This window comes from Chloroflexus islandicus, assembly GCF_001650695.1.
GTDB classification, from domain to species: Bacteria; Chloroflexota; Chloroflexia; order Chloroflexales; family Chloroflexaceae; genus Chloroflexus; species Chloroflexus islandicus.
Genome location: NZ_LWQS01000060.1, coordinates 25,134 through 50,378, shown reverse-complemented (window position 1 = coordinate 50,378; position 25,245 = coordinate 25,134). Strand labels below are relative to the sequence as shown.

General features: G+C 60.4%; 23 protein-coding genes. 14 read left to right on the top strand and 9 right to left on the bottom strand.

Features of this window, described 5'->3' with window-relative positions; genetic code table 11:
* Positions 1-3: 3 nt before the first annotated feature.
* Genes A6A03_RS11715 through A6A03_RS11705 form a run of 3 tightly spaced genes read right to left on the bottom strand, consistent with a single transcriptional unit; the run spans position 4 to position 2,746 of the window.
* Entirely contained in the window at positions 4-984 is a 981-nt protein-coding gene (locus A6A03_RS11715; RefSeq protein WP_066788294.1) for a stage II sporulation protein M, read from the bottom strand.
* On the bottom strand, positions 981-1,838 hold the full coding sequence (locus tag A6A03_RS11710; protein ID WP_245668965.1) for an isopentenyl phosphate kinase: 858 nt from the start codon (positions 1,836-1,838) through the stop codon (positions 981-983). The genes A6A03_RS11715 and A6A03_RS11710 overlap by 4 nt, the downstream gene beginning before the upstream one ends.
* Positions 1,793-2,746, bottom strand: coding sequence for a decaprenyl-phosphate phosphoribosyltransferase (locus A6A03_RS11705; RefSeq protein ID WP_066788288.1), 954 nt, complete (start codon positions 2,744-2,746; stop codon positions 1,793-1,795). Before A6A03_RS11705 ends, A6A03_RS11710 begins: the two co-directional genes overlap by 46 nt.
* A gap of 226 nt (positions 2,747-2,972) precedes the next feature.
* Between A6A03_RS11705 and rdgB the strand changes: the two genes are divergently transcribed.
* The 5 genes from rdgB to A6A03_RS11680 all read left to right on the top strand — a co-directional run bounded on the left by rdgB (position 2,973) and on the right by A6A03_RS11680 (position 6,735).
* Positions 2,973-3,572: an RdgB/HAM1 family non-canonical purine NTP pyrophosphatase gene (gene rdgB / locus A6A03_RS11700; protein ID WP_066788286.1), complete on the top strand. Its 600-nt coding sequence runs from the start codon at positions 2,973-2,975 to the stop codon at positions 3,570-3,572.
* Between the two features lie 24 nt (positions 3,573-3,596).
* Positions 3,597-4,493, top strand: coding sequence for an MBL fold metallo-hydrolase (locus A6A03_RS11695; RefSeq protein WP_245668964.1), 897 nt, complete (start codon positions 3,597-3,599; stop codon positions 4,491-4,493).
* A gap of 28 nt (positions 4,494-4,521) precedes the next feature.
* The gene (locus tag A6A03_RS11690; protein ID WP_066788283.1) at positions 4,522-5,442 is read left to right on the top strand and encodes a branched-chain amino acid transaminase; all 921 of its coding nucleotides are present in this window, start codon (positions 4,522-4,524) and stop codon (positions 5,440-5,442) included.
* Between the two features lie 262 nt (positions 5,443-5,704).
* Entirely contained in the window at positions 5,705-6,406 is a 702-nt protein-coding gene (locus A6A03_RS11685) for an ABC transporter ATP-binding protein (RefSeq protein WP_245668963.1), read from the top strand.
* A gap of 131 nt (positions 6,407-6,537) precedes the next feature.
* The gene (locus A6A03_RS11680; protein WP_066788278.1) at positions 6,538-6,735 is read left to right on the top strand and encodes a hypothetical protein; all 198 of its coding nucleotides are present in this window, start codon (positions 6,538-6,540) and stop codon (positions 6,733-6,735) included.
* Between the two features lie 113 nt (positions 6,736-6,848).
* On the opposite strand, the gene pknB is transcribed toward A6A03_RS11680, so the two are convergent.
* On the bottom strand, positions 6,849-8,648 hold the full coding sequence (pknB, locus tag A6A03_RS11675) for a Stk1 family PASTA domain-containing Ser/Thr kinase (protein ID WP_066788597.1): 1,800 nt from the start codon (positions 8,646-8,648) through the stop codon (positions 6,849-6,851).
* Between the two features lie 40 nt (positions 8,649-8,688).
* Positions 8,689-9,195 carry a ribonuclease H-like domain-containing protein gene (locus A6A03_RS11670; protein ID WP_066788274.1) on the bottom strand — a complete coding sequence of 169 codons (507 nt, stop codon included), beginning with the start codon at positions 9,193-9,195 and terminating at the stop codon, positions 8,689-8,691.
* Between the two features lie 130 nt (positions 9,196-9,325).
* Here A6A03_RS11670 and A6A03_RS11665 point away from each other — a divergent pair, with 130 nt between their 5' ends.
* Positions 9,326-10,291, top strand: coding sequence for a nucleoside hydrolase (locus A6A03_RS11665; protein WP_066788271.1), 966 nt, complete (start codon positions 9,326-9,328; stop codon positions 10,289-10,291).
* Between the two features lie 15 nt (positions 10,292-10,306).
* On the opposite strand, the gene murJ is transcribed toward A6A03_RS11665, so the two are convergent.
* From murJ to A6A03_RS11650, 3 genes are all read right to left on the bottom strand, one after another.
* Positions 10,307-11,866, bottom strand: coding sequence for a murein biosynthesis integral membrane protein MurJ (gene murJ / locus A6A03_RS11660; protein WP_066788269.1), 1,560 nt, complete (start codon positions 11,864-11,866; stop codon positions 10,307-10,309).
* Positions 11,867-11,875: 9 nt separating this feature from the next.
* Entirely contained in the window at positions 11,876-12,997 is a 1,122-nt protein-coding gene (locus tag A6A03_RS11655) for an LCP family protein (RefSeq protein ID WP_066788267.1), read from the bottom strand.
* 306 nt (positions 12,998-13,303) lie between these two features.
* The gene (locus A6A03_RS11650; protein ID WP_066788265.1) at positions 13,304-14,110 is read right to left on the bottom strand and encodes a biotin--[acetyl-CoA-carboxylase] ligase; all 807 of its coding nucleotides are present in this window, start codon (positions 14,108-14,110) and stop codon (positions 13,304-13,306) included.
* Between the two features lie 156 nt (positions 14,111-14,266).
* On the opposite strand from A6A03_RS11650, the gene A6A03_RS20995 reads away from it, so the two are divergent.
* From A6A03_RS20995 to A6A03_RS11635, 4 genes are all read left to right on the top strand, one after another.
* Positions 14,267-14,401: a hypothetical protein gene (locus A6A03_RS20995; RefSeq protein WP_281181285.1), complete on the top strand. Its 135-nt coding sequence runs from the start codon at positions 14,267-14,269 to the stop codon at positions 14,399-14,401.
* A gap of 148 nt (positions 14,402-14,549) precedes the next feature.
* Positions 14,550-16,892, top strand: coding sequence for a hypothetical protein (locus tag A6A03_RS11645; protein WP_066788263.1), 2,343 nt, complete (start codon positions 14,550-14,552; stop codon positions 16,890-16,892).
* Positions 16,889-17,851, top strand: coding sequence for an ABC transporter ATP-binding protein (locus tag A6A03_RS11640; protein ID WP_066788259.1), 963 nt, complete (start codon positions 16,889-16,891; stop codon positions 17,849-17,851). The genes A6A03_RS11645 and A6A03_RS11640 overlap by 4 nt, the downstream gene beginning before the upstream one ends.
* A 106-nt stretch (positions 17,852-17,957) precedes the next feature.
* Positions 17,958-19,046 (top strand): ABC transporter permease, encoded by a 1,089-nt coding sequence (locus A6A03_RS11635; RefSeq protein WP_066788256.1) that lies wholly within the window; start codon positions 17,958-17,960, stop codon positions 19,044-19,046.
* Positions 19,047-19,248: 202 nt separating this feature from the next.
* Here the strand turns inward: A6A03_RS11635 and lexA are convergent, their stop codons facing one another.
* On the bottom strand, positions 19,249-19,884 hold the full coding sequence (gene lexA / locus A6A03_RS11630; RefSeq protein ID WP_245668962.1) for a transcriptional repressor LexA: 636 nt from the start codon (positions 19,882-19,884) through the stop codon (positions 19,249-19,251).
* Between the two features lie 211 nt (positions 19,885-20,095).
* Between lexA and A6A03_RS11625 the strand changes: the two genes are divergently transcribed.
* From A6A03_RS11625 to A6A03_RS11610, 4 genes are read left to right on the top strand one after another with little or no spacing between them, the layout of a single operon-like run.
* On the top strand, positions 20,096-21,493 hold the full coding sequence (locus A6A03_RS11625; protein WP_245668961.1) for a hypothetical protein: 1,398 nt from the start codon (positions 20,096-20,098) through the stop codon (positions 21,491-21,493).
* Between the two features lie 9 nt (positions 21,494-21,502).
* Positions 21,503-21,916, top strand: a complete 414-nt coding sequence (acpS, locus tag A6A03_RS11620) for a holo-ACP synthase (RefSeq protein WP_066788594.1) — start codon at positions 21,503-21,505, stop codon at positions 21,914-21,916.
* A 25-nt stretch (positions 21,917-21,941) separates the two neighbouring features.
* Positions 21,942-23,570 (top strand): bifunctional ADP-dependent NAD(P)H-hydrate dehydratase/NAD(P)H-hydrate epimerase, encoded by a 1,629-nt coding sequence (locus tag A6A03_RS11615; RefSeq protein ID WP_066788250.1) that lies wholly within the window; start codon positions 21,942-21,944, stop codon positions 23,568-23,570.
* 24 nt (positions 23,571-23,594) lie between these two features.
* Positions 23,595-24,908 carry a pyrimidine-nucleoside phosphorylase gene (locus A6A03_RS11610; RefSeq protein ID WP_066788247.1) on the top strand — a complete coding sequence of 438 codons (1,314 nt, stop codon included), beginning with the start codon at positions 23,595-23,597 and terminating at the stop codon, positions 24,906-24,908.
* Positions 24,909-25,245 lie beyond the last annotated feature (337 nt).

Here is a 25,245-nt window from a genome sequence, read left to right as displayed (position 1 = left end):
CGCTCATCTTGGCGCTTTGCTGCTCTGTTCCCTATTTTGCCCGCTGAGCAGCAGGTATGCGTAGAGGAGGATGCCTGAACTGATCGAGACGAACAGTTTTAGGGCCAGCGGGAGGGTAGTGGGTGAAATAAAGGCTTCGATCAGACCGGCGGCAACCAAGATCAAGGCGCAACCGATCAGCAACACTACGGCGCGCCGGGCAGCTACGACTAGGGCGCCGCGCCGGCTCAACGTGCCGGGCCGGAGAATCGCCCAACCAAGTTGCAGGCCAGCGCCGCCGGCGATAAAAATGGCACTGAGTTCGAGGGTGGCATGCGCGGCGACAAAGCCCCAGAGGTTGGCCGCAAAATCGAAACGTTGGGCAATGCCGGCAATCGTGCCCAATAGCAAGCCGTTTACGAGCAACACGTAGAGGGTGTACAATCCTAACGTGACCCCGCCGGCAAACGCTCTGATCGCCACTGTGATATTGTTGGTCATAATCTCGGCTGAAGCGGCAGCAGGGCCTTCATTGATCCGCAACCACCACTCTTCACCGTTGCGAATCTGATTGACGATGAAATCAACGCCGGGCACGAAGGTTTCACCCAAGGCGGGATCGCGGAAGGCAGCGATAAACGAGGCGATCGCCGGCAACAGAAACACCAGCGCTGCGGTCAACGTCATCGGCCACGTGGCGCGGAAGGTGTGCGGCAAGGTATAGCGGAAGAACGTGACGACCCGATTGGGTTCGGCAGCGCTATAGCGATAGATCACCCCGTGAGCGCGCGTCACGAGCTGGTTGAGGTAGTTGGTAAGGGTATGATCGGGATAATCGCGGCGGGCAATGGCGAGATCGGTGCAAACTTGCCGGTACAGTTGGCCCAGCTCGCGCAATTCGTCCGCCGGTAATTGGCCGATTCCGCCGTTAGCGCGGGCAATCAGCTCCTCAAGGCGTTTCCACGCCTTATGGCGCTGGCGAATCTGGTGTTCAGGCGTGGTCATTGCCGGATACATGTGCCACTGGCGAGCGGTTGGCCAAGCAATGCCGCGGTCAACAAGGCGGGTTGCGGCCCGATGAGGTAGACTTCTAAGCCGGGCACGGTCTCGACCAAGCGCCACATCAACTCAAGCTTGCTCCGCATGCCACCGGTGACATCAGCGGCGCGCGATTCGCCGGCGCCGGCCAACACCTGCCCAATATTGGCGCGATTGATCAATGGAATTGGCTGGGCCGACGGGTCACGGTGCGGATCAGCGGTGTAGACCGCCGCCTCACCGACCAGCACGATCCGGCGCGGTTGCAGCGGACTGCGGAGCGCCAGAAAGCTCAGCAGTGCTTCGGTAGAGATGATCGCGGTGCCTTGAGCCGTATCAAAAGCGACATCGCCGTGGATCACTGGCACCAACCGGCGCTTGAGCGCCTCGCTGATCGGCGTCGTTTCCCAATCGGTAATCTGGCCATTGGCGCTGCGCAGCGCAGCCGACGGTTGCAAGCTAACCGCCGGCACGCCAGCGGCGAGCAAGGCGTCAACCACGATCCGGTTGAGGCGCAGTGCCGCGGCGGCGGTGAGGGCAAAGCCGGTATGATCGGCGTCGAGCGGCGTGCCGCGATGGACGCCGTAGCGCGCCGCGTAGTGGTGGCCAAACGAACCGCTGCCATGGCCGAGCACTAACGCCAGCGATGGATCGGCAGCGCGGGCCGCCGCGACTGCACTAGCCAGCGCCTCGATCACAGGCACATCAGCCGCTTCGCGTCCAGTCTTATCGGTAATGACCGAACCACCAAATTTGACGAAGGTATACACGGCAGTTACGACGGAAAGATGATCAAAACACCCAACACGGTCAGACCCCACAAGATAATGCTCAGCGCCAGCGGGCGATCTTGCAGCACCAATTCTTCGGGCGCGCCGCCGCCATCGCGTTGATAGATCAGGTACAGATAGCGGAAAATAGCATAGACCACAAACGGGATGGTGATCATCAGCATGGGAAACGGCTTTTGTGGCGCAACCGGCGCCGAGAAGGCCGTCATACTGTACGCCATCACGATGCTGGCGGTAACAATCGCCTGCATCTGATCGAGCAAGGGGATCGAGTACTCTTCGAGGATGCGCCGGTGGTTGCCGGCCCCGTCTTCGAGCAGTTTCAACTCGTGGCGACGCTTGCCGATGCCAAGGAAGAGCGCCAACAACCCCATACAGACGATCAGCCATGGTGTGATCACAATATCGATCACCGCCGCACCGGCAACGGCGCGCAAGATAAAACCGGCGGCAATAATGAGAATGTCGAAAATCACGACATTCTTGAGCCAATAGCTGTAGAGAAAACCCTGCACCACCACGTAGATGGCCAGCACCAGTGCAAAATCAAGATCGCCATCAAGCCAGACCGCAAACGGAAAGACTGAAACGATCAAAACCGCTGCGGTCACGGCTGCGACAGTGGGGCTCAGCAACCCAGCCGCTAACGGGCGATGCCGTTTTTTCGGATGCGCCCGATCTTTCTCGATATCAACCAGATCGTTGATCAGATAGATGGCGCTAGCCGCCATGCTAAATGCAACAAACGCCCCGATCACGCGCAGGAGTTCAAGCGGTTGATGATACCAGAGACGTCCTTCGGAAAAGGCGATCGCGGCAAAGACGAAAACATTCTTGATCCATTGCCGCGGGCGCATCGTGCGCACGAGGGCGCGCAACGAACGGATGCTGAGCGGTGCGGCGCGTTCGATTGATTGAGTCCCGGAAAGATTGTTCATGCCTGCCTGTCAATGCCTTGGTACGATTCACTTGTCTTGATTGTACTCGACAAGGGCGACAATCGTCAACGAATGAGGGAGTAGGGATAGTGGGCTCAGCGTATTACAGCGCTTCTTCCCTGCCTGCCTATTCCCTAGTGCCTGCTCTGTACCTTGGTTGCCCGCGCCTCTACATTCGTGTACAATGACTGCCAGCTTTAGCGTGGGCATCCCGACGAACAACGTTATGCACGAATTACTTATCGCCACCCACAATCCGGGCAAATTGCGCGAACTTGCCGCGATCTTCGCTGATCTCAACCTGCGCCTCTATTCGTTGGCCGATCTCGGCATTACGACGGTAGTGGATGAGACCGGGCAAACCTTTGCCGAGAATGCGCGGCTGAAAGCCGAGGGGTACTGCGCACTCAGCGGGTTGCCAACCTTGGCCGACGATAGCGGTTTAGAAGTAGCGGCGCTCGGTGGCGCGCCGGGGGTGCATTCGGCCCGGTATGGCGGCGTGACCGGCCCGGCCCAGTTGCAGTATCTGCTCGACCAGATGCGCGATGTACCGTGGCATCAACGGTTGGCCCGCTTTGTGTGCGTGATTGCGCTCGCCCATCCCAATCGTCCGACCGAGCTGGTTGAAGGGACGTTGCCCGGCGTGATCGAATTTGCCCCGCGCGGTAGCGGTGGGTTTGGCTATGACCCGCTCTTCTACGTGCTTGATGAAGATGCGACCTTGGCCGAGCTGAGCGCCGAGCGCAAGAATCAGATCAGCCATCGGGCGCAAGCGGCGCGGGCCGCGCGCGAGGTGTTGGCGCGCTGGCTGCATGCATCACCATAGCACGACCATGCTCGGCATAGCGGAGTGAATGATGAGGACGATATTGCCGGCGCAAAGAATTGGGAAAGCGGGTTGGAGGATCGTGTGCTGGTCGCGTCGTTAGCTTCAGGCAGCGCCGGCAATGCGCTGTTGGTGCAGGCGGGTGATGAGGCGTTGCTGGTCGATGCCGGCATCTCACTGCGCTCACTCGAACGATTGCTTGCCGCGCGCGGTGTTGCTCCCGCACAGGTGCGAGCTGTGCTGCTGACCCACGAGCACGACGATCATGCCCTAAGTGCAGTAGCGTTCGCTCGCCGGTACGGCGTTCCGGTGGTGGCCAATGCGCCGACGTTGGCGGCGCTCGGTGACACGGCGACGACGGCGCCAGTCGCGGCTTTGCCCGTTGGCGAACGGGGCGCGATCGGCGCATTTAGCGTCGAGAGTTTTCGCGTGCCGCACGATGCTGCCGACCCGGTTGGGTATCGCGTACAGGCGGCAGGTGTGACGATTGCGGTGGCCGTTGATTTGGGCAGTTGGGATGCGACGACGGTAGCCGCGCTCAGCGCGGCGGATCTGATTGTGATCGAAGCGAACCATGACCGCGAGTTATTGCCGTCTGCGCCGTATCCGCCGGCGGTACGCCGGCGAATCAGCGGGCCGCGCGGCCATCTCGATAACACGCAATGCGGCCAGTTGCTAGCCCAAATTGTTGCTACCGGCGCGCCGAGCGATGTCTGGCTAGCCCACCTCTCGCGCCATGCCAACACGCCGCAGGCGGCAGTGGCCGGGGTCGGGCGGACGTTACGGCAGGCTGGCGTGCAACGGATCCCGCGCTTACACCCTCTGCCGGCGCGCGCGCAGCCGATCGCGGGCGGCATCCCGATCTGGCGCGCCGGTGAACGATGGCAGCAACCGCATCTGTTTGCGTTTGATGAATCATGAGCTTGAATACCAGCAAAGGAGACGATCAATGCCGATCCAAAAAATGGATTACATCTGGTTCAATGGTGAGTTGGTGGAATGGGATAAAGCGACGATCCATGTGATGTCGCACGTCGTTCATTATGGCACCAGCTTCTTCGAGGGCATCCGTTGTTATGAGACGCCGCAAGGCCCGGCGATCTTTCGCTTGACCCCGCACATGCAACGGTTGATCGACTCGGCTAAGATTTATCGTACCACCATCCCCTACACCCTCGATCAATTGGTGGCGGCGGTCAAAGAGACGGTGCGCGCTAACCGGCTGCGTTCCGGCTACATTAGGCCGGTTGTCTTCCGCGGCTATGGCGAAATTGGCGTCAACCCGCAGAATAATCCGGTCGAAGTGGCGATTGCCACGATTGAATGGGGCAAGTACCTCGGCGCCGAAGCGATGGAGCAAGGGGTTGATGTGTGCATCTCGTCGTGGAATCGCTTTGCGCCGAATACGATGCCGGCGTTGGCCAAAGCGGGCGGCAATTACATGAACTCGCAGTTGATCAAGATGGAGGCGCTGGCGAACGGCTATGCCGAAGGCATTGCGCTCGACGCCGACGGCCACGTGAGCGAAGGCAGCGGCGAAAACCTGTTTTTGGTGCGCAATGGGGTGGTGTACACACCGCCATTGACGTCCTCGATCCTCAGCGGGATTACCCGCGATACGGTGATGACCCTCCTGCGCGAGATGGGGGTCGAGGTGCGCGAGCAGATCTTGCCGCGCGAGATGCTCTATTTAGCTGATGAACTCTTCTTTACCGGCACTGCCGCCGAGGTCACGCCGATCCGCTCGGTGGATCGCATTCCGGTGGGCGCTGGTCGCCGCGGCCCGATCACGGCTGCTGTGCAAGAGGCCTTCTTTGGCATTGTGCAAGGCGAGCGGCCCGATCGCTACGGCTGGCTTGAATACGCCTAGGATGAATCGCGTTGGCGCCGGTAGCGCATCGTTTCTCATTCCCCCTGTGGAGTGCGGCAGTCCCCCTGCCGCACTTCTTACCTAAGACACATAGCGTCATTACGCAATGCGTTTGCCATTCTCACTATGGAGTGCGGCGGTTCCACTGCCGCACTTCTTACCTAAGCCAGCGCAGTGCTATGACACAATGCGTTGCATGTTCTGGGCAACATGCCGTATAATACTACTATATTTGTGCAAAACGTTGCGATAGGCAATGCAAATGCTTGACAAAACTGTCATCCGGTGCGAGCAGGTCACGAAATCATACCTTGAGGGTGATCAACAGCGCACCGTGTTGCACGATATTACGATCACTGTCGCTGCCGGCGAATTTGTGGTATTGCTTGGCAAAAGCGGGAGCGGCAAGAGCACGCTGCTCAATCTGGTCAGCGGGATTGACACGCCGAGTTCGGGCGCGATCTGGGTGGCTGGCCAGCGGCTTGACCAACTGAGCGAACGGGAACGCACGCTCTTTCGCCGCCGGTCGATCGGGTTTGTGTTCCAGTTCTACAACCTTGCGCCAACGTTGACGGCGCTAGAAAATGTGCTGTTGCCGCTCGAGTTAAACGGCCAGCGCGGGCCGGCGGCGCGCGCAATGGCGTTAGAGATGCTGGCGGCGGTAGGGTTAGCCGATCGCGCCAACACCTATCCTGATCGGCTCAGCGGCGGCGAACAGCAGCGGGTCGCGATTGCTCGCGCCCTAGTCCATAACCCCGATCTCGTGTTGGCCGATGAGCCGACCGGCAATCTTGATAGCGATACCGGCGCGCAGGTGCTTGATCTGCTCGACCGTCTCACCCGGCAGGTGGGCAAAACGCTGCTAATGGTGACGCATAGCCGCGAGATGATCGGTGTTGCCGATCGGGTGTTCCAATTGCGCAATGGCCGGATCAGCGAAGAAACCGTGCTGGCAACGCGATGAGCAGGTTGTTAGCCGCGAGTGACGCTTTATTCAGCCGGTCGCAAGAACAAGTTGTTACACTTGACTTGTGACTGGCATCTATAAGATAGTGGAGTTGTGTCTTACTTGATTGATGAGGAGGTAGACGAAGCATGATGCAAACCAATCACCATGCAACCCCCAAGGCGCCGCGCTGGATCAAGACCGCTGCCGGACAGTGGGCGTGGGCTATGAATGAAGAGTGGCGCCGCTTTGCCGATCGGGCGCTGAGCGTCAGCGAGCGCCAGCAATTGTTGGCCGAAGCTGAACGGTTGCATGCCCAATACGCACCGACCGCTGACCACGCCTAAGCGGCGCGTTCTAGCGTTCAATGATTGCGGGTGGCAATGACGCCACCCGCGTTGTTGTTTTTTGAATGAAGTTGTGGCGCGCTGAAGAGTAGGGGCATCGCAGCGCTATGCCCCTACTCTTCGGCGCGCACGCCTAACACGATGCTGCTGCCGCGAGGGATGTAATCGCCGTTATTGATTCCGATCACCTCATTGTTGCCGACGACCCGCGCAGCGCTGACCACTTCGTTGGGCGCGTAGCGGTCGAAATTGGGCAACCGGTCGCGGCCCTGCACATCAACAAACACGAGCGTTAATCCCGGCGTATTGGCCAAGATGGCTTCGGCCTCGGCGCGGCTGCGTCCAATCACCTCAGGGAAGCGCACGACATCGCCAAGACTGACGTAAATCGTCACCGTATCGCCTTGCGGGATGCGCAGCGTTGCGCTTGGCGATTGGCGGATCACAAAACCTTCATCAACCCGCTGGCTCGGCTCTTCCACCACGTTCACCACCAGACCGGCGGCAGCCAGTTGGTTGCGGGCAATATCTTGGCGCGTACCAGTAACATTCGGCACTTCCACCAATAATGGCCCTAGGCTCACGGTATACGAAACCGGGCTATTCTCTTCGACGATCGTGCCGGGTGGAATGGCCTGCGTGATGACGATCCCCTGTGGCACGGTGCGGTTATGCTCGCTGCTAGGCATGGGAACAAGCTTATTTTGCTGCAACAACGAGCGCGCTTCGCCATCGCTGCGGCCCACGAGTTCGGGTACCGTAACGGTTGCCACCACGGTCGGCGACGGCGCGACCTCGGTGCTCTGGCCATTGGGCAGTTGGGTGGTTGGTGGCCGTGAGGGGTTGCCGAAGAGATTGTTCAGCATTCCACTGCTAACGACAAACACGACCGCCAGTACGCCGGCCAGCGTTAGCATCCCGACCAGAAAGACACCGCACCCCAAGCCTTCTTGCCGCGGGGCGCGGGCAGTGGTTGGGCGTGGGCTTGGGATTGCCGCCGGACGGCTCGCCGTGACTTGAGCGGGGCGTGGCGGCGCGGCGGGCCGCCCCTGCGCCGGTGGCTCGACGCCGGGATTGACCACCGTAGCTTGGGTCACTAGTTGCTCATACGAACGCAACTCCTCGGCCAATTCAAGCGCGCTGCGCTGGCGCAGGGCCGGATCTTTAGCCAGCGCGCGGAGGATGATCGCCTCAAGTGCAGCCGGGATATGCGGGTTGTAGCGGCGCGGCGGCGGCGGCGGTTCACTAATATGCTTCATTGCCACCGCGACTGGTGTGTCGCCGGTAAAGGGCAGCCGGCCAGTGAGCATCTCGTACAAAACGACCCCCAGCGCGTAGATGTCAGATTGCGGTGTCGCCGGGCGGCCCTGTGCCTGTTCGGGGGCGATATAGTCAACGGTGCCGAGCGTGATGCCGGTTTCGGTCATCGCGGTGGAAAGATGGCTCTTGGCGACGCCGAAATCGGTAATCCGCACCTGACCGTCATCGGTAACGATAATATTTTGCGGCTTAATATCGCGGTGGATCAACCCGGCGCGGTGGGCGGCATGTAAGCCGCGCGCAATCTGCTCGCCGATTCGTACTGCGCGCGGGATGGCAAACGGCGCTTCGCGGTTGATCAATTGTTTCAGCGTTGACCCCGCGACATACTCCATCACGATATAGTGCTGGTCGCCATCTTGGCCGACATCGTAGACATCGACCAGATTGGGGTGGCTCACCATCGCCGCCGCGTGCGCTTCGTGGCGAAAGCGGGCCAGAAAGTCGGGATCGGTCATCAAATGGGGATGGGGAATCTTAATCGCTACCGGGCGATTCAGCCGCAGATCGCGCCCCAAATAGACGCGGGCCATGCCGCCATCGCCGAGCAATCGTTCAATTTGGTAGCGACCGTCAAGTAGTTGTGGTTGCATTGGTAAGCGATCTTGCACAGGCATCCAAATCAGTGACGAGTTACCACAATTTCACCGTGCGGGCGGGATTGGCCAACAGCGGGCCATTCGCATCAAGAATGGCTTCCAGCAACGCCAAATTCACCACATCATCGCGGTTGTAATCCAGCAAGGTTTGCAAGGCGGCGTGATCGGCATACTGCTCGTAGCGATCCCACAGCCGTGGCGCGTCACGCCCGCTGAGGCCGGCAGAGGCGCGGGCAATGCCAAGTTTTTCTTCCACGCCTTTCAGACCGCCGCGCAATCCGCGCCGGCGGCATTCGTGCAACAAATCGCGATGGGCGAATTCGGCGCGCAGATCGGCGTGCAACTGGCGCTTGATCACCGGCAGATCAAAACTGCTGCCGTTAAACGTAACAATGGTCGTCACATGTTCCAACGCATCGTACAGCGCAATATCACTTATCCCGCCGCCGACCAACTGAATAATGCCCCGGTCTTGCCGGTAGATTCCCAGCACGCTCATGACGCCGTTATAGGCCGTTTCGATATCGAGATAGGCGCGCATGCCAACTCCTCTTGCAGCCGTCTCGCGCTCATTATGGCACGCCCCTTGCAGGGCGTCAATGCGCGCTACATCCTATGCTATAGTAATCAACGTTTCAGTAGTGCGATTTGTTTCTGATTAAGGAGTCGCTATGAGTGCCTCGCCCCACCGCATCATTCTTGATACCGATCCCGGTATTGATGATGCGTTAGCTATTTTACTCGCGCTTGCTTCACCCGAAATCGAACTGGCCGATTTGAGCGTGGTGCATGGCAACTGCACCTTAGCCGAAGCGGTGGCGAATGGTTTAGCCGTGCTCGAATTGGGTGGCGGCCAGCAGGTGCCGTTGTTTGTGGGTTGCGACCGGCCGCTGCTGCGGCCGCTGACCACGGCTCACGACACCCACGGCCAGCGTGGATTAGGCTATGCGCGGCTGCCGGCAGCGCAGATTCAGCCAGCGAATGAGCATGCGGTTGATTTTATCATTCGCACCGTGATGGCTGCACCCGGCGAAGTGACGTTAGTCGCCGTCGGGCCGCTGACCAATGTGGCGTTGGCGCTCCGCAAAGAGCCGCGGTTGGCCGGTGCGTTGCGTGCGATCGTCATGATGGGTGGTGCGTTGCGGGCCGATGGCAATGTGACGCCACGCGCCGAGTTTAATGTGTATGCCGACCCGCATGCGGCCCAGATTGTCTTCTCCTCGGGTGCGCCGCTGGTGATTATGCCGTGGGATATCACCCGGCTGGTGCGGCTGCACGAGAGTGAGGTCAACCGGTTGGCGCAGGCCGGCAAGCCAATCGGGCGCTTTATCGCCGATGCGACCCGTTTTTACATCGAGTTTCACCAGCGGTACTTCGGTTACGACGGGTGTGCGATCAACGATCCGGCGGCGCTGGCGTTGGTCTTTCTGCCCGATCTGGCCACGTATGCCGATGTGCATGTCACCGTCGAGACGTGCAGCCCGCTGACGATGGGTTTCACTGTGGCTGATTTCATGCTCCAAGATGGCCGCCAACCGAACGCGCGGGCAGTCGTAGCGTTTGATACGCCGCGCTTCCTATCACTCTTCGTCGAGCGGATGCAGGCGCTTGAGGAACGGTTGTACGGGACGTCATAGCGCCAGTGCTCTCCCCTATGACGACGGCGTCCGCCCCAACCGCGCCCGGATGATGTTGAGCAAAAAGGTTGCCGCTTCCAGTCGCAAGGCGATGGCGAGGAGCGTATAGATCGCGATGCCGGCGCTGCCCGCCACCGCCACCTGCGCGAGTGGCGGCCAGCTCTGGCCCAGTGCGGCAATGCCGCTCACGGCCAGCGCCATGATGCCGCTGGCGATAACGCCTTTCATCGTTGCTTCACCCAGCCGCAAGCCACCCAACGGCAACGATCGCTGCAACAGCCATGCGGTAATGATTGCATGGCCGATCCATTGAGCCGAATTACCCAGCACTAACCCCAAGAAGCCAAGCGATGTCCCTTCAGCGAGCGGCACAGCAACTGCCAAATAGCAGAGAATGGCTGCTCCTTGGATCAAGTTGGGGGTGAGAGTGTTTTTGCGCGCGTAGAAGGCAAACAACAGCATCTGATCGATCGCGGCTGCCGGCAATCCCGGCAGATAACCAAGGAGCGCGAGCGCGGTGATAGCCGTATCTTCGGCGCCAAACGCGCCGCGCTCGAAGAGGGTGGCGGTAATCGGCTGGCTGAGCGCGGCCAGACCGGCGGTGGCTGGCAGGATCAACAGCAACACAATCTTAAGACCCATCGCCAATGTGGCCCGAAACGCCGGCTCATCACCAGCGGCGCTCTGGCGTGACAGGGTTGGCAAGACGGCCAGCGCCACCGCCGAAGCGACTAACCCCAACGGAAACTGGATCAAGGTGGTGGCAAAACGCATGGTCGAAAGCGCCGCCGGGAATCCTGACGCCAGCCAGCGGTCGATCACCGCGCCGATCAGCGAAAAACCGATCCCAAGCGTAACCGGCGCATAGAGGCGCAAAATGCGCCGCACAGCCGGATGGCGCAGATCGAACCGGATGCGCAATTTGGCGTCGCGCAAGCCCGGCAACTGGATCAGGAGTTGGGCGCTGGCCCCCAACAATGTGCCGGCGGCGAGACTCTTGATTCCCACCAGCGGCGCTAGCGTCACAATCCCGATAATCATGCCGGTGTTAAAAGCAGCCGCCACAAAAGCGGGCAACAAAAACCGGCGTTGGGCATGCAGCACAGCGGTAACGATCCCCGAAATCCCCATGAGCGTCACCGCTGGCAGTAGCCAACCAACCAAGGCTACGGCTTCAGCCTGCAACACTGACTCGGTGGGGCGAGCGAGCAGCGCCACCGCAAGCGGCGCCTGCCATGCCAGCAGTGCGCTGGCGATGACCAGCATCGTAAACGCGAGGGTGATGACCGTGGAAACGACGCGCCAGAACTCGTCGCGGTCACGTTCGGCGTATTCGCTAAACACCGGCACCAGCGCTGCACTGACCGCGCCGCTGATCAGCAGCTCGTAGAGGGCATTGGGCAGCGTCCACGCCAAGGTAAACGCATCAACTTCCAGACCGCGGCTGAAGTAGGCGGCGATAATCGGCTCGCGCACCAACCCCAACACGCGGCTGGCGACGTTGCCAAGACTAATCAGCAACGCCGCCAGCGCAATGCTGCGAAAGACGCTGGTCGAAGCGGAAGGCTCGGTCACAGGAATGCACTACTCGCCGCCAGCCGTTGAAACGGCTTCACCGGTGAACTGGGCGACAATCCGCCGTAATGCTTGTGGTTGGACGCGGAAGGTTGCGCCGCCGCCAAGTTCGACAATCGATGACGAGTCAATCGCGTAGCGCAGAATGTTCTCGCTATCAATTGTGCGGGCAAAGCTGGCAAGTTCGAGCATCGTGCGGCGGCTGAGATCCGTGGTCACGTAACCGCGCAGGGCGCCGGTATAGTCATCGAGGCTGGTCAATTGCTGGAGTAGCCCCCGGTCGCGGATACGGTGGAAAATAGCCATCAACACCTGCTGCTGGCGCTGATTGCGGCCAAAATCACTATCGGCGTGGCGAGTGCGAGCATAAATCAGCGCGCGCTCGCTATCCATCCACTGGCGACCAGCCTTGAAAGAGACCTCGATGGTGCCGTAGTCTTCGGTGGGGTAGGCCGGATCGTAGATGGCGCGGGGAACGTCGATCTCAATCCCGCCAATGAGATCGATGATCTTCTTGAACCCTTCAAAATTGATCAAGATGAAATGATCAACCGGCAACCCCAACAGCTTGCTCACCGTCGATTTGGCCAGCGCCGCGCCGCCGCCGGGGCCGAAGCGATTCTCGCCAATCGCATAGGCGGCATTGATCCGGCCTTCGCCGCCGGTGGGGTAACTCACCCAGAGGTCGCGCGGAATCGACAGCATGCTAACGCGCCCGGTATCGCGGGCGATATGCACCAGCACGATCGCGTCAGTGCGGGTGGGGCCGGTATCATCAGGCCGGGCGTCGGTGCCCAACAAGAGAATGTTCATTTCGGGCCGGCTGAGCCGCAGCGCTTCAGCGGTTGCCGTTGCTGCCGGCGGGTTATCAACCGGTGGCGGCGGGACTACGGTTGGCTGCACCGCTAGAGGGGCCGGTGGCGGGCCATAGATCTCGCTGGTAGAGGTGATCGATTGGGGAGTTGGCGCAACGCTCGCTTCAGTGGGCAACGTTACCGGCGTGACAATCATTGCGTCAATATCAGCCAGCGCCTGACGCCATTCAAAGGCAATGCGCAGCATCATGGCTACGGCAATCAGACTTATGATGAAAGCGGCGCTGGTCAGAATGCGCCTGCGCAAAGCCAACATAACCTCCTGCTCCGAATTTCAGATGCCGTTCGCTGTAGCTGTGCGACGTGACAACACAGAACCCACCCCACTTGTTTGTCACCGTCGCGCATTGCGGCGATCGGACGCGGATCGGGCATCTTTGTGATAATCTTCCGCACCGAATGTTACTATACCATATCACGCCAAATACGTGAACAACCGTTAAAATGATGTAGGGCTGAAAAATGGCTGATGTGAGCGCGAATCCAGAGCGGCAGTACGTTTATTGCGGTTGCATTGTGGGATCGATCGGTTAGTCTCGTTTTGAAGACGTCAGTTTGGCTGCTAACCGCCAATCAAGCCTACATCGCCGCTCTCGACCACGCTGACTGCGCCGGAGGGTTCGCGCACGAGCAACGCACCGCTGCGCGTGACATCTACTGCCTTGCCGTGGATCGTGCCACTACCGGTCGCGATCGTGACCATCTGGCCAAGGGTGAGCAACCGGCTGCGCCACACCTCCCACAGCCGATCGCTGTCGCCGGCTTGCAACTGGCGGAACCAGAAGTCATACCGGCGCAGCAATGCCTGCAACAGCCTGAGCCGGTCAACGTCCGGCGCACCAGCAATTGTTAAGGCCGTTGTGGGGTAAAGGGTGGTTTGTGGGTCAGGCGCGGCGCTCACGTTGATCCCGCAGCCAATAATGGCCCACGCCAGCGTGCCGTTATCCCACCCGCCTTCGAGCAGGATGCCGGCGGTTTTCGCCCAGCCGGCCGGTGTTTGCACTAACACGTCATTCGGCCATTTCAACCCAACGCGCAGCGGCGTTTCTGCTTCGATCGTTTCGAGTAACGCTACGGCTGCCAGCCAAATCAAGGCGGTGGGTGTCGTCGTGACGGCAGCCGGTGGGCGGAGGCCAAGCGAAAAGAGCAGCGCGCTGCCCGGTGGGGCGACCCAACGCCGGCCAAGCCGGCCCCGGCCCGCCGTTTGCTCTTCAGCGACGATCAATACCGGCAGGGCGCTTGGTGGCAGGGTCGCGATGGCCGTACGCGCCAGATCCATCGTCGAGCCAACCTGTTCGTAACAGTGAATGGTGGCCGGCAGGGTTGCGCCGGGAGCTAAACCGGCCCGAATAGCGTCCGCATCCAGCATACGTTGCTCTTGCCCGTGATGGCGAAAATGAAAAATCGCTAAAAATCCACCAAATGGTATGGACGTGGTAACAATTTTTCGTTATACTACTCACTACTGAAGCTATGTACGTACCCCTGCGGGTGCTCACCTCTTCGCAGCGGAAAGGATTCGCGTATGACCACACTCATCCTACTGGCGGCATTCATCCTCATAGCCGGAGGATTGTTCATTTCGCTGCGTCGGGTGCAGCCTGAGCCGATCCGGGTTCGGGTCCGCGATCGCAATCTGCCGCGCCGTCTGCGCCGCTAGCCGTTCCCTATTGTACCGCAGCTTTGCGCGCCGCGCCTCCCCTCGCGCTGAGGGTTGGCGTGGTTGTGTTTTTAGGGAACTTTTTCCTTACCGGGAACGTCCTTGAACCGGAATGCCAGTGCAGGTGTTGCTGGAGGGAGGATGCCGCATGCAGACCAAGCGTGCATGGCGTTGGCTCGTAATGGTGATGGTTCTAGCGGTGATAGGGCCGGTGTGGCTGGCGCCAGTGGCTGCCCAGAATGCCGATGTAACGCTGACTGTGCGGCCCGCATTTCAAGGCTTTGCGCGCGCTGGCACATGGCTGCCGGTTGTGATCGAGGTGACCAATAATGGGGTTGATCGCACGGCGGAAATTGTGGCCGGCACTCCGAATGGGCCATTCCACAGCGCTATCGTTGATTTACCCGGCGGCAGCCGGAAAGGATTGACGCTCTATATCCACATACAGGGTGCGCCGCGCCAATTGGGGGTGCGCGTACTGGTCAATGGCGAAGAGATCGCCACGGCTTCAGCGCGCTTGCAACCGGTCAGTGAAGGATTATTGGTAGGTGTGGTTGGCGAGCGGGACGTGCGTCTCCCGGTTCTATTTACCGATGGGATAAAGGTCACGAGTGTAGCGTTTGCGCTAGCCGATATTCCGGCAGAGGGGTTAGGCTTATCGCCGTTTGATGCGCTGATCTTGACCGATGTCGCAGCCGCTGAATTGGCGCCGGCGCAGCGCAGCGCCTTGCAAGCATGGGTCTTGCGCGGCGGCACCTTAATTGTGAATGGTGATGCCGGTATCAGTCGCACACTGGCTTCGTTGCCGGCTGAGCTCGTTCCGGTGACGCCGGGCAATCTCTTGCCGTCGATCAGCGATCCGCCACTTACGCCACTGGCGCTCACGCCACGCAATGATGAGCAGCACCACGTTTATCCACTCACCCTGCCAATGCTTGATAGCCCAACACCGCTGGCTTTTGGCCAACGGTACGGCGACGGCAATGTCGTTGCGATCGCGTTCGATCTGGCGACGCCGGAATTGAGCAATTGGCCCGGTTGGCGTGAACTTTGGCAAACCCTCTTGCCATCGCCAGCGTTCATTCCGTCGGGGATGGCGCTCGGTGCGAAGCTCTACGGGGCGTTTGTCGAAGAGAATCTGGCAAGCGCATTGACGAGCTTGCCGGCGCTTGATCTGCCTTCCATGAACCTGCTTGCCTTGCTGCTCGGATGCTATCTCATCATGGTAGGGCCGGTCACCTATCTCGTTTTGCGCCGGTTCGATCGGCTGGCGCTCGGTTGGGTGGTGGTGCCGGCGATGACGGTGATCTTTGCCGCAATTGCCTATGGCGCTGGCTTCAACTTGCGCGGTGGTGATGTGATCGTCAGCCAAATCTCGTTGATTGATGCCGCTGAGCCGGGCTTGGCGCGCGAGCGTGATTTTATTGGCATCTTTTCGCCCGATCGTTCCACCTACCGGTTGCGCGCGGTTGGTGAAGCGCCGTTGGTGCGTCCGATTACCGTACAGGGGCCGTGGAGTCCGGGGCCGACGGTTAATGGCCGCTATGTTCAGATAGCGCCTGATGGCCGGGTGGTAGAAGGGTTGAATGTGGCGCAATGGTCGTTGCAATCCGTGATGCTGGATCAGATCGTGCCTTCACCCGGTCTCCAAGCGCAGATTACCGTCAATGGCGATCAGGTGCAGGGTGAAGTCATTAACCGCAGCGGCCAAACGCTCGCAGATGTGGTCGTAGTGTATAACGATTATCTGGCGCTGATCGAGACGCTTGCGCCGGATGAACAACGTACAGTGCAGCTCGAGCGGCCTAAGCATACTTTTGAAGGCATCATGTTGGGCTATCTCATTTATGGCCCGAAATTTGAAGAGAGCGGGCGGATGGGCCAACCGATCCCGCCGGAGTTGCAACTGCGTGGCCGCATCCTTGATGCGTTGTATGGGTATGGCACGGGTACGCGCGGCGCGCAGCCGTTGGTGCTAGGTTGGTACAGTGACCAAAGAGCGCAGCTCGAACTAGTTGATCGACGCGCAACGATACAGCGGCTGGCACTGGTGCGCGGTATTGCCCAGCTCCAGATCGTAGGCGAGTTCACGTTGCGCAGTGGCTTTGCTGCTACGATCGAGCAGATGAGTAATATGAATAGTCCCTGCTATGCTGGTAATCAAATTGGCGTGATGCCTGATATGCAACCGGCAGTGATACGCTTTACCTTGCCGCGATCGTTACAGGGCTTGCAAGTCAATAGTTTGCAGGTTGCTGTCCGTTCCGATGTCTTCTGGAATGGCCGGATCGAAGTGTACGATTGGAGTCAGGGCCAGTGGGAGGCGTTGTCGATCGATCCGATGATTCAAAACCTGTCCGCTGGCCTTGAGCAACCAGCGCGTTTTCTCAACGGTAATGGGGTGATGCGGGTTCGTCTGCAACGGCTCGATCAAGGTCAGAGCTTTTCGTGTGTCTATGTTGATCCGGTCATACAGGGGCGAATGCCATGACGCTAGCGATCGAGACGATTGATCTCACGCACCGCTACAACAAAAAGCTGGTTGCACTCGACCGGCTCAACTTGCGGGTGGAACAGGGCTGCATCTACGGCTTTATTGGCCCTAACGGCGCCGGCAAGACCACCACGCTGCGCATTTTGGCCGGCTTGTTGTCCCCAACCAAAGGCGAGGTGCGCCTGCTGGGCGAGCGGTTGACGACGCGCGCCGCGCAACGGCTGGTCGGCTATATGCCTGACTTCTTTGGCGTCTACGACGATCTGCGGGTGTGGGAATATCTCGACTTCTTTGCCCGTTGTTACGGGTTGCGTGGTGCGCGGCTGCGGCAGGTGGTTGATGAGTTGCTCGATCTGGTCGATCTGGCCGGCAAACGTGATGCTTTTGTGCAGACCCTATCACGCGGGATGCAGCAGCGGCTCTGTCTAGCCCATGCACTGGTGCATGATCCACCGGTCTTGCTGCTCGACGAACCGGCCAGTGGGCTTGATCCGCGGGCGCGGGTGGAGTTACGCGAACTGCTGCGCACCTTGCGCGATATGGGCAAGACGATTATGCTCAGCTCGCACATTCTTAGCGAATTAGCCGAGGTATGCGACGCGATCGGGATCATTGATCACGGACGGATGATCATCAGCGGGCCGTTGGCCGAGGTGCAGCAGCAGTTAGCGACCGGTGCGCGGGCGCGGTTGCGCATTGCCCGCGAGAGCGATGTGGTCTTGGCGCTGGCGCTGCTGCAACGCCACCCGCTGGTGAGCGCCGCCAGCGCTGCCGCCGCCGATCCGCGGGCGCTGATGATCGACTTCAGCGAGCCGCTCAATGAAGAGCAGTGTGCTGCGATCCTCGCTGAGTTGGTCAATGCCGGCGTCGCGGTCAGCGAATTCAGCGCACGCAGCGAAAATCTGGAAGAACTCTTCTTGCGCTTAACGGCCACCACGGGCCAAACCAACAGTTAAAGCCGGAGATAAGTATGCCGGCAAGACCACTCTGCACCATTGCAGCAGGTAACGGCATCGCTGCCCTTGAGGCGTTTGTCATCATGAGCTACTGGTGAGAATGCGTATGGCAACCCACATTCGCCGGCCACTGCTCAATCCGATACTGGTGCGGGAAGCGCGCACACGCATGCGCGGGTTTCGCCCGTATCTGATCCTGACCGTCTTTTTATTGTTGCTGATCCTCAGTGCATTTGGCATCTACCAGTATATGGTATTTCAGGCCCGCACCGGCATGGTAGTGCTCAGCTCGCACATTGGGCAGGCGCTCTTTAAGGGGTTGGCGTTTACCGAGATGCTCTTTATCGTCTTGGTGGCGCCGATCCTCACCAGCGGCGCGATCAGCAGTGAGCGGGAACGGTTGACCTATGATATGCTGCTCGCCACCCCGCTCAAACCCGGCCAACTGCTGGCGGGCAAGCTGATTGGCGCGCTCAGCTATCTCTTGCTGTTGATTGTGGCGTCCATTCCGGTGTTTAGCACGGTGTTAATCTTCGGCGGGATCGAGCTGCGCACGTTGATTTGGGTGGTGTTGCTGTTAGGCAGTGCTGCGCTCTTTTTCGGCACGATCGGGCTCTTCTGTTCATCGCTGTTTGGCCGGACGACGCCGGCAACGATTGCGAGTTATACGCTGGTGCTGATCTTGTGCGGGGTACCGTTGCTGGTGGCGTCAATTTGGCCGCAATTCAGCAACCCGATGGGGCAAAGCCCGCCGCCGTGGCTGCTCTACCTCAATCCGTTTAGCGCAATTGTAGCAGTGACAACCGTAACTCCAGCCGCCTTTCAGCCCGATGTGCCGTTTTTTAGCGTGAACGATCCCTTTATGGTTGTGCCCTTCTTGTCGCAGTTTAGTGTTGGTATTATCCGGTATGCGCAAGAGGGGCCGGTGCTCATGCCGGTCTATCGGGCCACCTTGTTAGGTTTCTGGCTGGGCACCTTTATCTTGCTCTGGCTTAGCTCACACCTTGCCTTGCCGGCGCGGCGCTGGCGACCACGCTGGAGCGATCTGGGATTTGTGGCGGCGGTAGGGGCGATTGCACTGTTGATCTGGATGCGGATTGACTGGTGGTGGATTGTGCCGCCGGTGGATCCGTGGCTGATGCCGGTCGAACCGGTACCGATGCCGGTGCCGATCGATCCAGCGCCGGTGCCGTAGCGGATGTGGTCGAGATAGGATGACGTACAGGCGGGTGGTACGGGCGGGTGGTGACGTAAGGGCGGGTTTCAAACCCGCCCTTACGCCCTTACAAGATCCAACCCTGACGCACTCTCGGATCTGCTGGCGTACGCCGTGTATGTGCTTACTCGCACTGTGATAAGCCGCGCGGCAGTGTGGCTTATCAGTGGGGACGAGTAGGCTACACCAGACTGCGCAACACGCCGATCACGCGACCTTGGATGCGCACATTATTGGGTGCGGTATAGATCGGCTGCATCGTCGAGTTGGCTGGTTGGAGGCGAATGCGGCCATCTTCGCGATAAAACTTCTTGAGCGTGACCGCATTTTCGTCGATCAACCATGCCGCAACCATCTGGCCGTTTTCGGCCGTCTCTTGCCGGCGCAGCAACACAATATCACCATCGTCGATCAAGGCATCGATCATTGATTGGCCGCGCACCTTCAGCGCATAAACCCCGTCGAGACGGGTGGGTGGCACCACGTCGGCCGGAACCACGATCTGCTCGGCGCGGCTGTGGTCAATCTCTTCGGGGTCGGGCAGGGGCGAACCGGCGGTAATGGTTCCCAGCAAGGGCACGCGCCCAATCTCTTGGCTCAACAGCGCCGGTGACAAACCCGGAATGCTGATCCCGCGCGAGATCTTGTCGTTGCGCACGATCTTGCCCAACTTTTCAAGCACGTCGAGATTGTAGGAAACGACCGAGGTCGATGAGATGTTCAGATCGTGCTGAATATCACGGATCGATGGCGAGATGCCGCGCGCTTTGATGAAGTTGACGATGTATTCGTAAATATCCGCTTGTCGATCAGACATCTCGCGTCTTCTCATGGCCGCTATCCTTTCATTAGGCCGCGGCCCCGGCGGACTGCGGCAGACAAAACTAGAACTGATGTAGCAATTATAGCTTCCGAACACTTGTTTTGTCAAGTACGTTTGTTCAAGTTTTTGCGATCCGGCTGGTATGAGGACGCTTGCCGGCAGGCAGGTCGCTTCGAGTATAATGCACGGTATGGGAACAACAACTGTGCCAGATGATCGATTAGTTGCTCAACGCCGCACCCTCCGCATTGCGTGGCTGACCTTGTTTGCGTTTTTGGGGTTGTTTCTGGCCCTTGTCACGCTGGTAGCGCTGAGTGTGCGGCAGTGGTACCTTGCGGCGACTGATACGCAGAAGGCGACATTGGTCGTGCGGAGTCTGAATGAGAGTATTGTATGGCAGCCGGCAGGCCGGACGATCTTTCAGGGTACGCGCGATCAGCAAGAGCTTGGCGAAGGCGATGTGTTGCGCGCCTTGCCGAATGCCGGGTATGGGCAAGTGGCCTCGTTGCGCCTCTTTGAAGGCAGCCAGCTCGATTTGTGGGCTGGCGCTGAATTGCGCTTGATCGAACTGCGCACCACCCGCTGGCATAGCGGCGTCTTGCAGGTCACGCTGGAACAGACCGGCGGGTATGTGCGGTACGACTTGCGCGCCGATCAGCCGTTTCAAACAGTGCGCTTTACCGTGTTGGTTGGCGATGCGCGGGTTGAGTTCACTCCCGGCGGCAGTTATAGCATTGGCCTGTACCCGCCGGAACGGCGCGTTATCCGCAGCGATGGCCGGCCAGCCCTGATCGCCGATATTGCGGTGCGTACCGGCAGCGCGATCGTGCATGGGGTGGTTGGCCAGCCAGTACGGATAGCTTCCGGCCAGCGCGTTGAGGTCGATCCGGCGGGCTTGCCCGGTCTGCCGGTGCCGGCGCGCTGGGAGTTGATCCGTGATGGCGGGTTTTCCCTCTTTTCCGAGGCGGAATATAACAATACCACTCGCACCGATGATCCGACATTACCACGCGCGACAACATGGCAAGTCTCAGGGACGCCGAACCTGCCGTTGCCCGAACGGGGCTTTTTCCGCTTGGCGACGATTTGCCGGCCACCGAATCCAACCCTCACCTGCCCGCTGGAAGACCGGCGTACCGCGGCGTGGTTTTACCGGACGGGCGGGCAAGTCAACGGGTTTGTGACCAGTATTCGCCAGTCGTTGGGGGTGAATGGCGCCGGTGTTGATGTGTCTGAGTTCCGCTCGCTGGTCTTTTCACTCTGGGGGCGAATTGATTATCAATCCTTGTTGGCCGCCGGCGATCGCGGCACCGAATGCCCGATTATGATCCGGATTGTGGCCCGCCGCAGTAGTCCCACTGACCCTGACGAAGAGCGGGTGGTGTGTCTCTACACGGCAGCCAGTGATCAGGAGTTGCGGGTGCGCGCCGATGGCGTCTTTTATCAGCGGGTTGATCCAGCAACGTGGACGCGCTTCCGGGTCGATCTGCGCGATGAGGGGTGGTTGCCCGATTACCGCTATTTGCGCAGCGTTGAAATTTATGCCAATGGGCATGATTACGATGCGCGGGTGGTCGATGTGTCGTTGGTCGGGACGCAATAACGCAAGATGATGCTCTATCACGGCGTTGATGTGGTTGAAGTGGCGCGCATCCGGCAAGCGGCGCTGCGCTATGGCCAGCGCTTTCTCGCTCGCGTCTATACGGTCGCCGAGCAGGCCGATTGTGTGTCCGTTGATGGCACGCTGCGTTTTGAGGCGCTGGCGGCGCGGTGGGCAGCCAAGGAAGCGTGTGCTAAGGCCCTAGGAATCGGCCTGCGTGGCTTAGGCGCGCTAGCCGTTGCCGATCGTCCGCGTGCTGGGTTGCTTGAGATTGAGGTCGTGCGTGAGGCGGCGGGACGGCCTGCGTTACGGCTGACGGGGATCGCGGCGCAGACGGCGGCTGACCTGCGGATTGAAACGCTGGCGGTGAGCCTGTCGCATACCGGTGATCTGGCGCTGGCTAGCGTGGTCGCATGGGGTTTGTAGCGAGACCTGTGTGGTGGAGTGGCGCATGGAATCTGCTTCGCCGTTTGTGGTGACAGCGGCCCAGATGCGCGCCGCCGAGGAAGCGGCGGTGGCCGCCGGCAGTGATTGGGCCGTATTGATGGAGCGTGCCGGTACCGGGGTGGCGGAGGCTGCGCTTGCTCATTTCGCGCCGTTGGCCGGGCGCACCGTGCTGGCGCTGGTTGGCCCCGGCAACAACGGTGGCGATGCGCTGGTTGCCGCTCGCCATTTGGCCGATGCCGGCGCGCAGGTGACGCTCTATTGCTGGCGGCGCAACCGGGTTGATGATAACCTGCTGGCATGCCGCGCGCGCGGCATCCGCGAAGTACACGCCGCTGACGATGCGGATGGGGCGTTGCTGAGGGCTATGCTTGCCGAAGCAACACTCGTCATCGATGGTCTGCTCGGCACCGGCGCTCGTCCGCCGGCAGACGATCTGGCCGCGATCATTGCTGCTGCCAACACTGCCCGCGCGCAGCGCGCTGATCTGCGCGTTGTAGCGATCGATTTGCCGAGCGGTGTGGCTGCCGATGATGGGCAGGTGGCAACCGTCGCCATCCGGGCCGATCTGACGGTGGCGACCGGCTTGCTCAAGCGTGGTTTGTTGCTCTGGCCCGGAAGAGGCTATGCCGGCACGATCGTGGTCGCGCCAATTGGTTTAGGCTCATTAGATGAGGCATTGACAATGAGTGAATTGTTAACGGCAACGCAAGCCCGCGCATTTCTGCCGGCGCGTCCGGCTGATGCGCACAAGGGCGTGTTTGGCAAGGTGCTGGTGCTGGCTGGTTCGATCAATTACCCCGGCGCCGCGGCGCTCGCATGCGCCGGCGCGCAACGTTCGGGCGCCGGTCTCGTTACCTTGGCGACTGGGCGCAATGTGTTGGCGCTGGCCAAGGTGCCGCCGGAAGTGACGTTGCTGCCGGTGGCCGAAGGCGATTGGGGGGCGATCGGGCCGGCGGCGGTCGATGAGCTGGCCGACGATTTGCCGCGGTATCAGGCGTTGTTGATCGGGCCGGGCTTGGGCCAAGCTGAGGCGACCCGCCAGTTGGTGTTGCGCCTGTTTGGTCTCGATCAGGTACGCAGCCGGGCGCGGGTGGGGTTTGTCGCGGTGGGGGATGCGATAGCGCATGTGCCGCAGAAAACCGTCGAATTGCCGCCGACGGTGATCGATGCCGATGGTCTCAATCTACTGGCGAGCGCCAGTGGCTGGTTCGAGCGGTTATCTCCCGAACGCTGTGTGTTGACGCCGCACCCCGGCGAGATGCGCCGGTTGCTTGGTGTGACCGAGTTGCCGCCGGATGCGGTGGCGGTGGCAACGGAGGCGGCCCAACGCTGGCGGCAGACGGTGGTGCTGAAGGGGGCGACAACGGTGATCGCGGCGCCTGATGGCCATACCCTGATTCACGATGGCGCTAATCCGGCTTTGGCGACCGCCGGTTCGGGCGATGTATTGGCCGGTATCATCGCCGGGTTGATGGCGCAGGGGTGTGCGCCATTTGCGGCTGCGGCGTTGGGTGTCTATCTGCATGGCGCTGCTGGGGCCAAGGCCCGCGCAGCTATGGGTGATGCCGGCGTGGTGGCCGGCGATCTGTTACCATTGGTGCCACAGGCGATCCGCGAGTTGCGCGCAGGTTGAAGCGCTGCGCAAGGTGGGAAAGGAATGGCCGCGATGCGCATGGTTGATATTATTGCCGCCAAACGTGACGGCAGAGCATTGACGACGGCTGAAATTGATTGGGTTGTCAAAGGATATGCTGCCGGCGAGATTCCCGACTATCAGATGGCGGCGCTAGCGATGGCAATTGTGCTGCGCGGCATGGACGATCGCGAGACGGCTGATCTGACCATGGCCATGGCTCGCAGCGGCGATATGCTCGATCTACACGATATTGCTCCGCTGACCGTCGATAAGCATTCGACCGGCGGCGTCGGCGATAAGACCACGCTGGTGCTGGCGCCGTTGGTGGCGGCAGTGGGGTTGCCGGTGACCAAGATGAGCGGGCGCGGCCTCGGGTTTAGCGGCGGCACCATTGATAAACTAGAGAGCATTCCCGGCTTTCGCACCAACCTGAGCGCCGAAGAATTTCGCCGCGCCGTGCGCGAGTTGGGTTTGGTCGTTGCTGCGCAGAGCGGCGATTTGGCCCCGGCGGATAAGAAACTCTACGCTTTGCGCGATGTAACCGCCACGGTTGAGTCGATCCCGCTGATTGCTGCCAGCGTGATGAGCAAGAAGCTGGCGGCCGGCGCCGATTGCATTGTGCTTGACGTCAAATATGGGCAAGGCGCATTTATGCGCACGCTCGATGATGCGCGCCGGCTGGCGCAGACCATGGTGGCGATTGGCCGCCACGCCGGGCGCAAGGTGGCCGCCGTGCTGAGCAGCATGCAGCAACCGCTCGGCTTTGCGGTCGGCAATGCGCTCGAAGTGCGCGAAGCCGTCGCCGCGCTGCGCGGGACGGGGCCGGATGATCTGGTTGAGTTGTGTCTGGTGTTGGGTAGCGAGCTGGTGCAGATGGCTGGGGTGCGGTCCGATGCTGATGCAGCGCGGACAATGCTCGTCGAAGCGTTGCGCAGTGGTGCGGCGTGGGCGAAGTTTCGGGCCATGGTGGTTAATCAGGGTGGCGATCCGGCGGTGCTTGACGAGCCGGAGCGGCTGCCTACGGCGCCAGTGCAGGTCGAGCTGCCGGCGCCACGGGCTGGGTTTGTTGCCGCTATTGACGGGCAGGCGTTGGGGTTGGCGGTGAATGCGCTCGGCGGTGGCCGGTCGCGCAAAGAAGATACGATCGATCATGCGGTTGGGTTGGTCTTGTGGGCGAAGGTCGGAACGCGCGTCGCTGCCGGTGATCCGCTTCTCACCATTCATGCGGCGCGCCAAAGCGATGTTGAGGCAGTTGCCGATCAGTTGCGCACCGCCTATACTATTCATGACGCGCCGCCGCCGCCATTGCCGTTGGTTGAAGCGATTATTCGCTAAGGTTATGGTTTAGCAACGGATGTTTGAAACCGGGATAGGCTATAATTTGAGCAGTTTGTCGAGGACAATGCTCATGTCATTGCGAGGGCGCGGAGCGCCCGAAGCAATCCCCTGCTTCTACGGGAAGTATGCCTGTGCGCATCCCTCCCGCTGACGCGGGAGATTGCTGCGCCGCCTGCGGCGGCTCGCAATGACAAGCGGGAAGCGGCGAGTGCGGTGAGGGGGCGATCCCGCTGACGCAGGAGATTGCTGCGCCGCCTGCGGCGGCTGGCAATGGCAGGTGGAATGTCGAGCACAACCGTTGATCGTTGTGCGATGCCTGAGGGCTTGGTGCTGC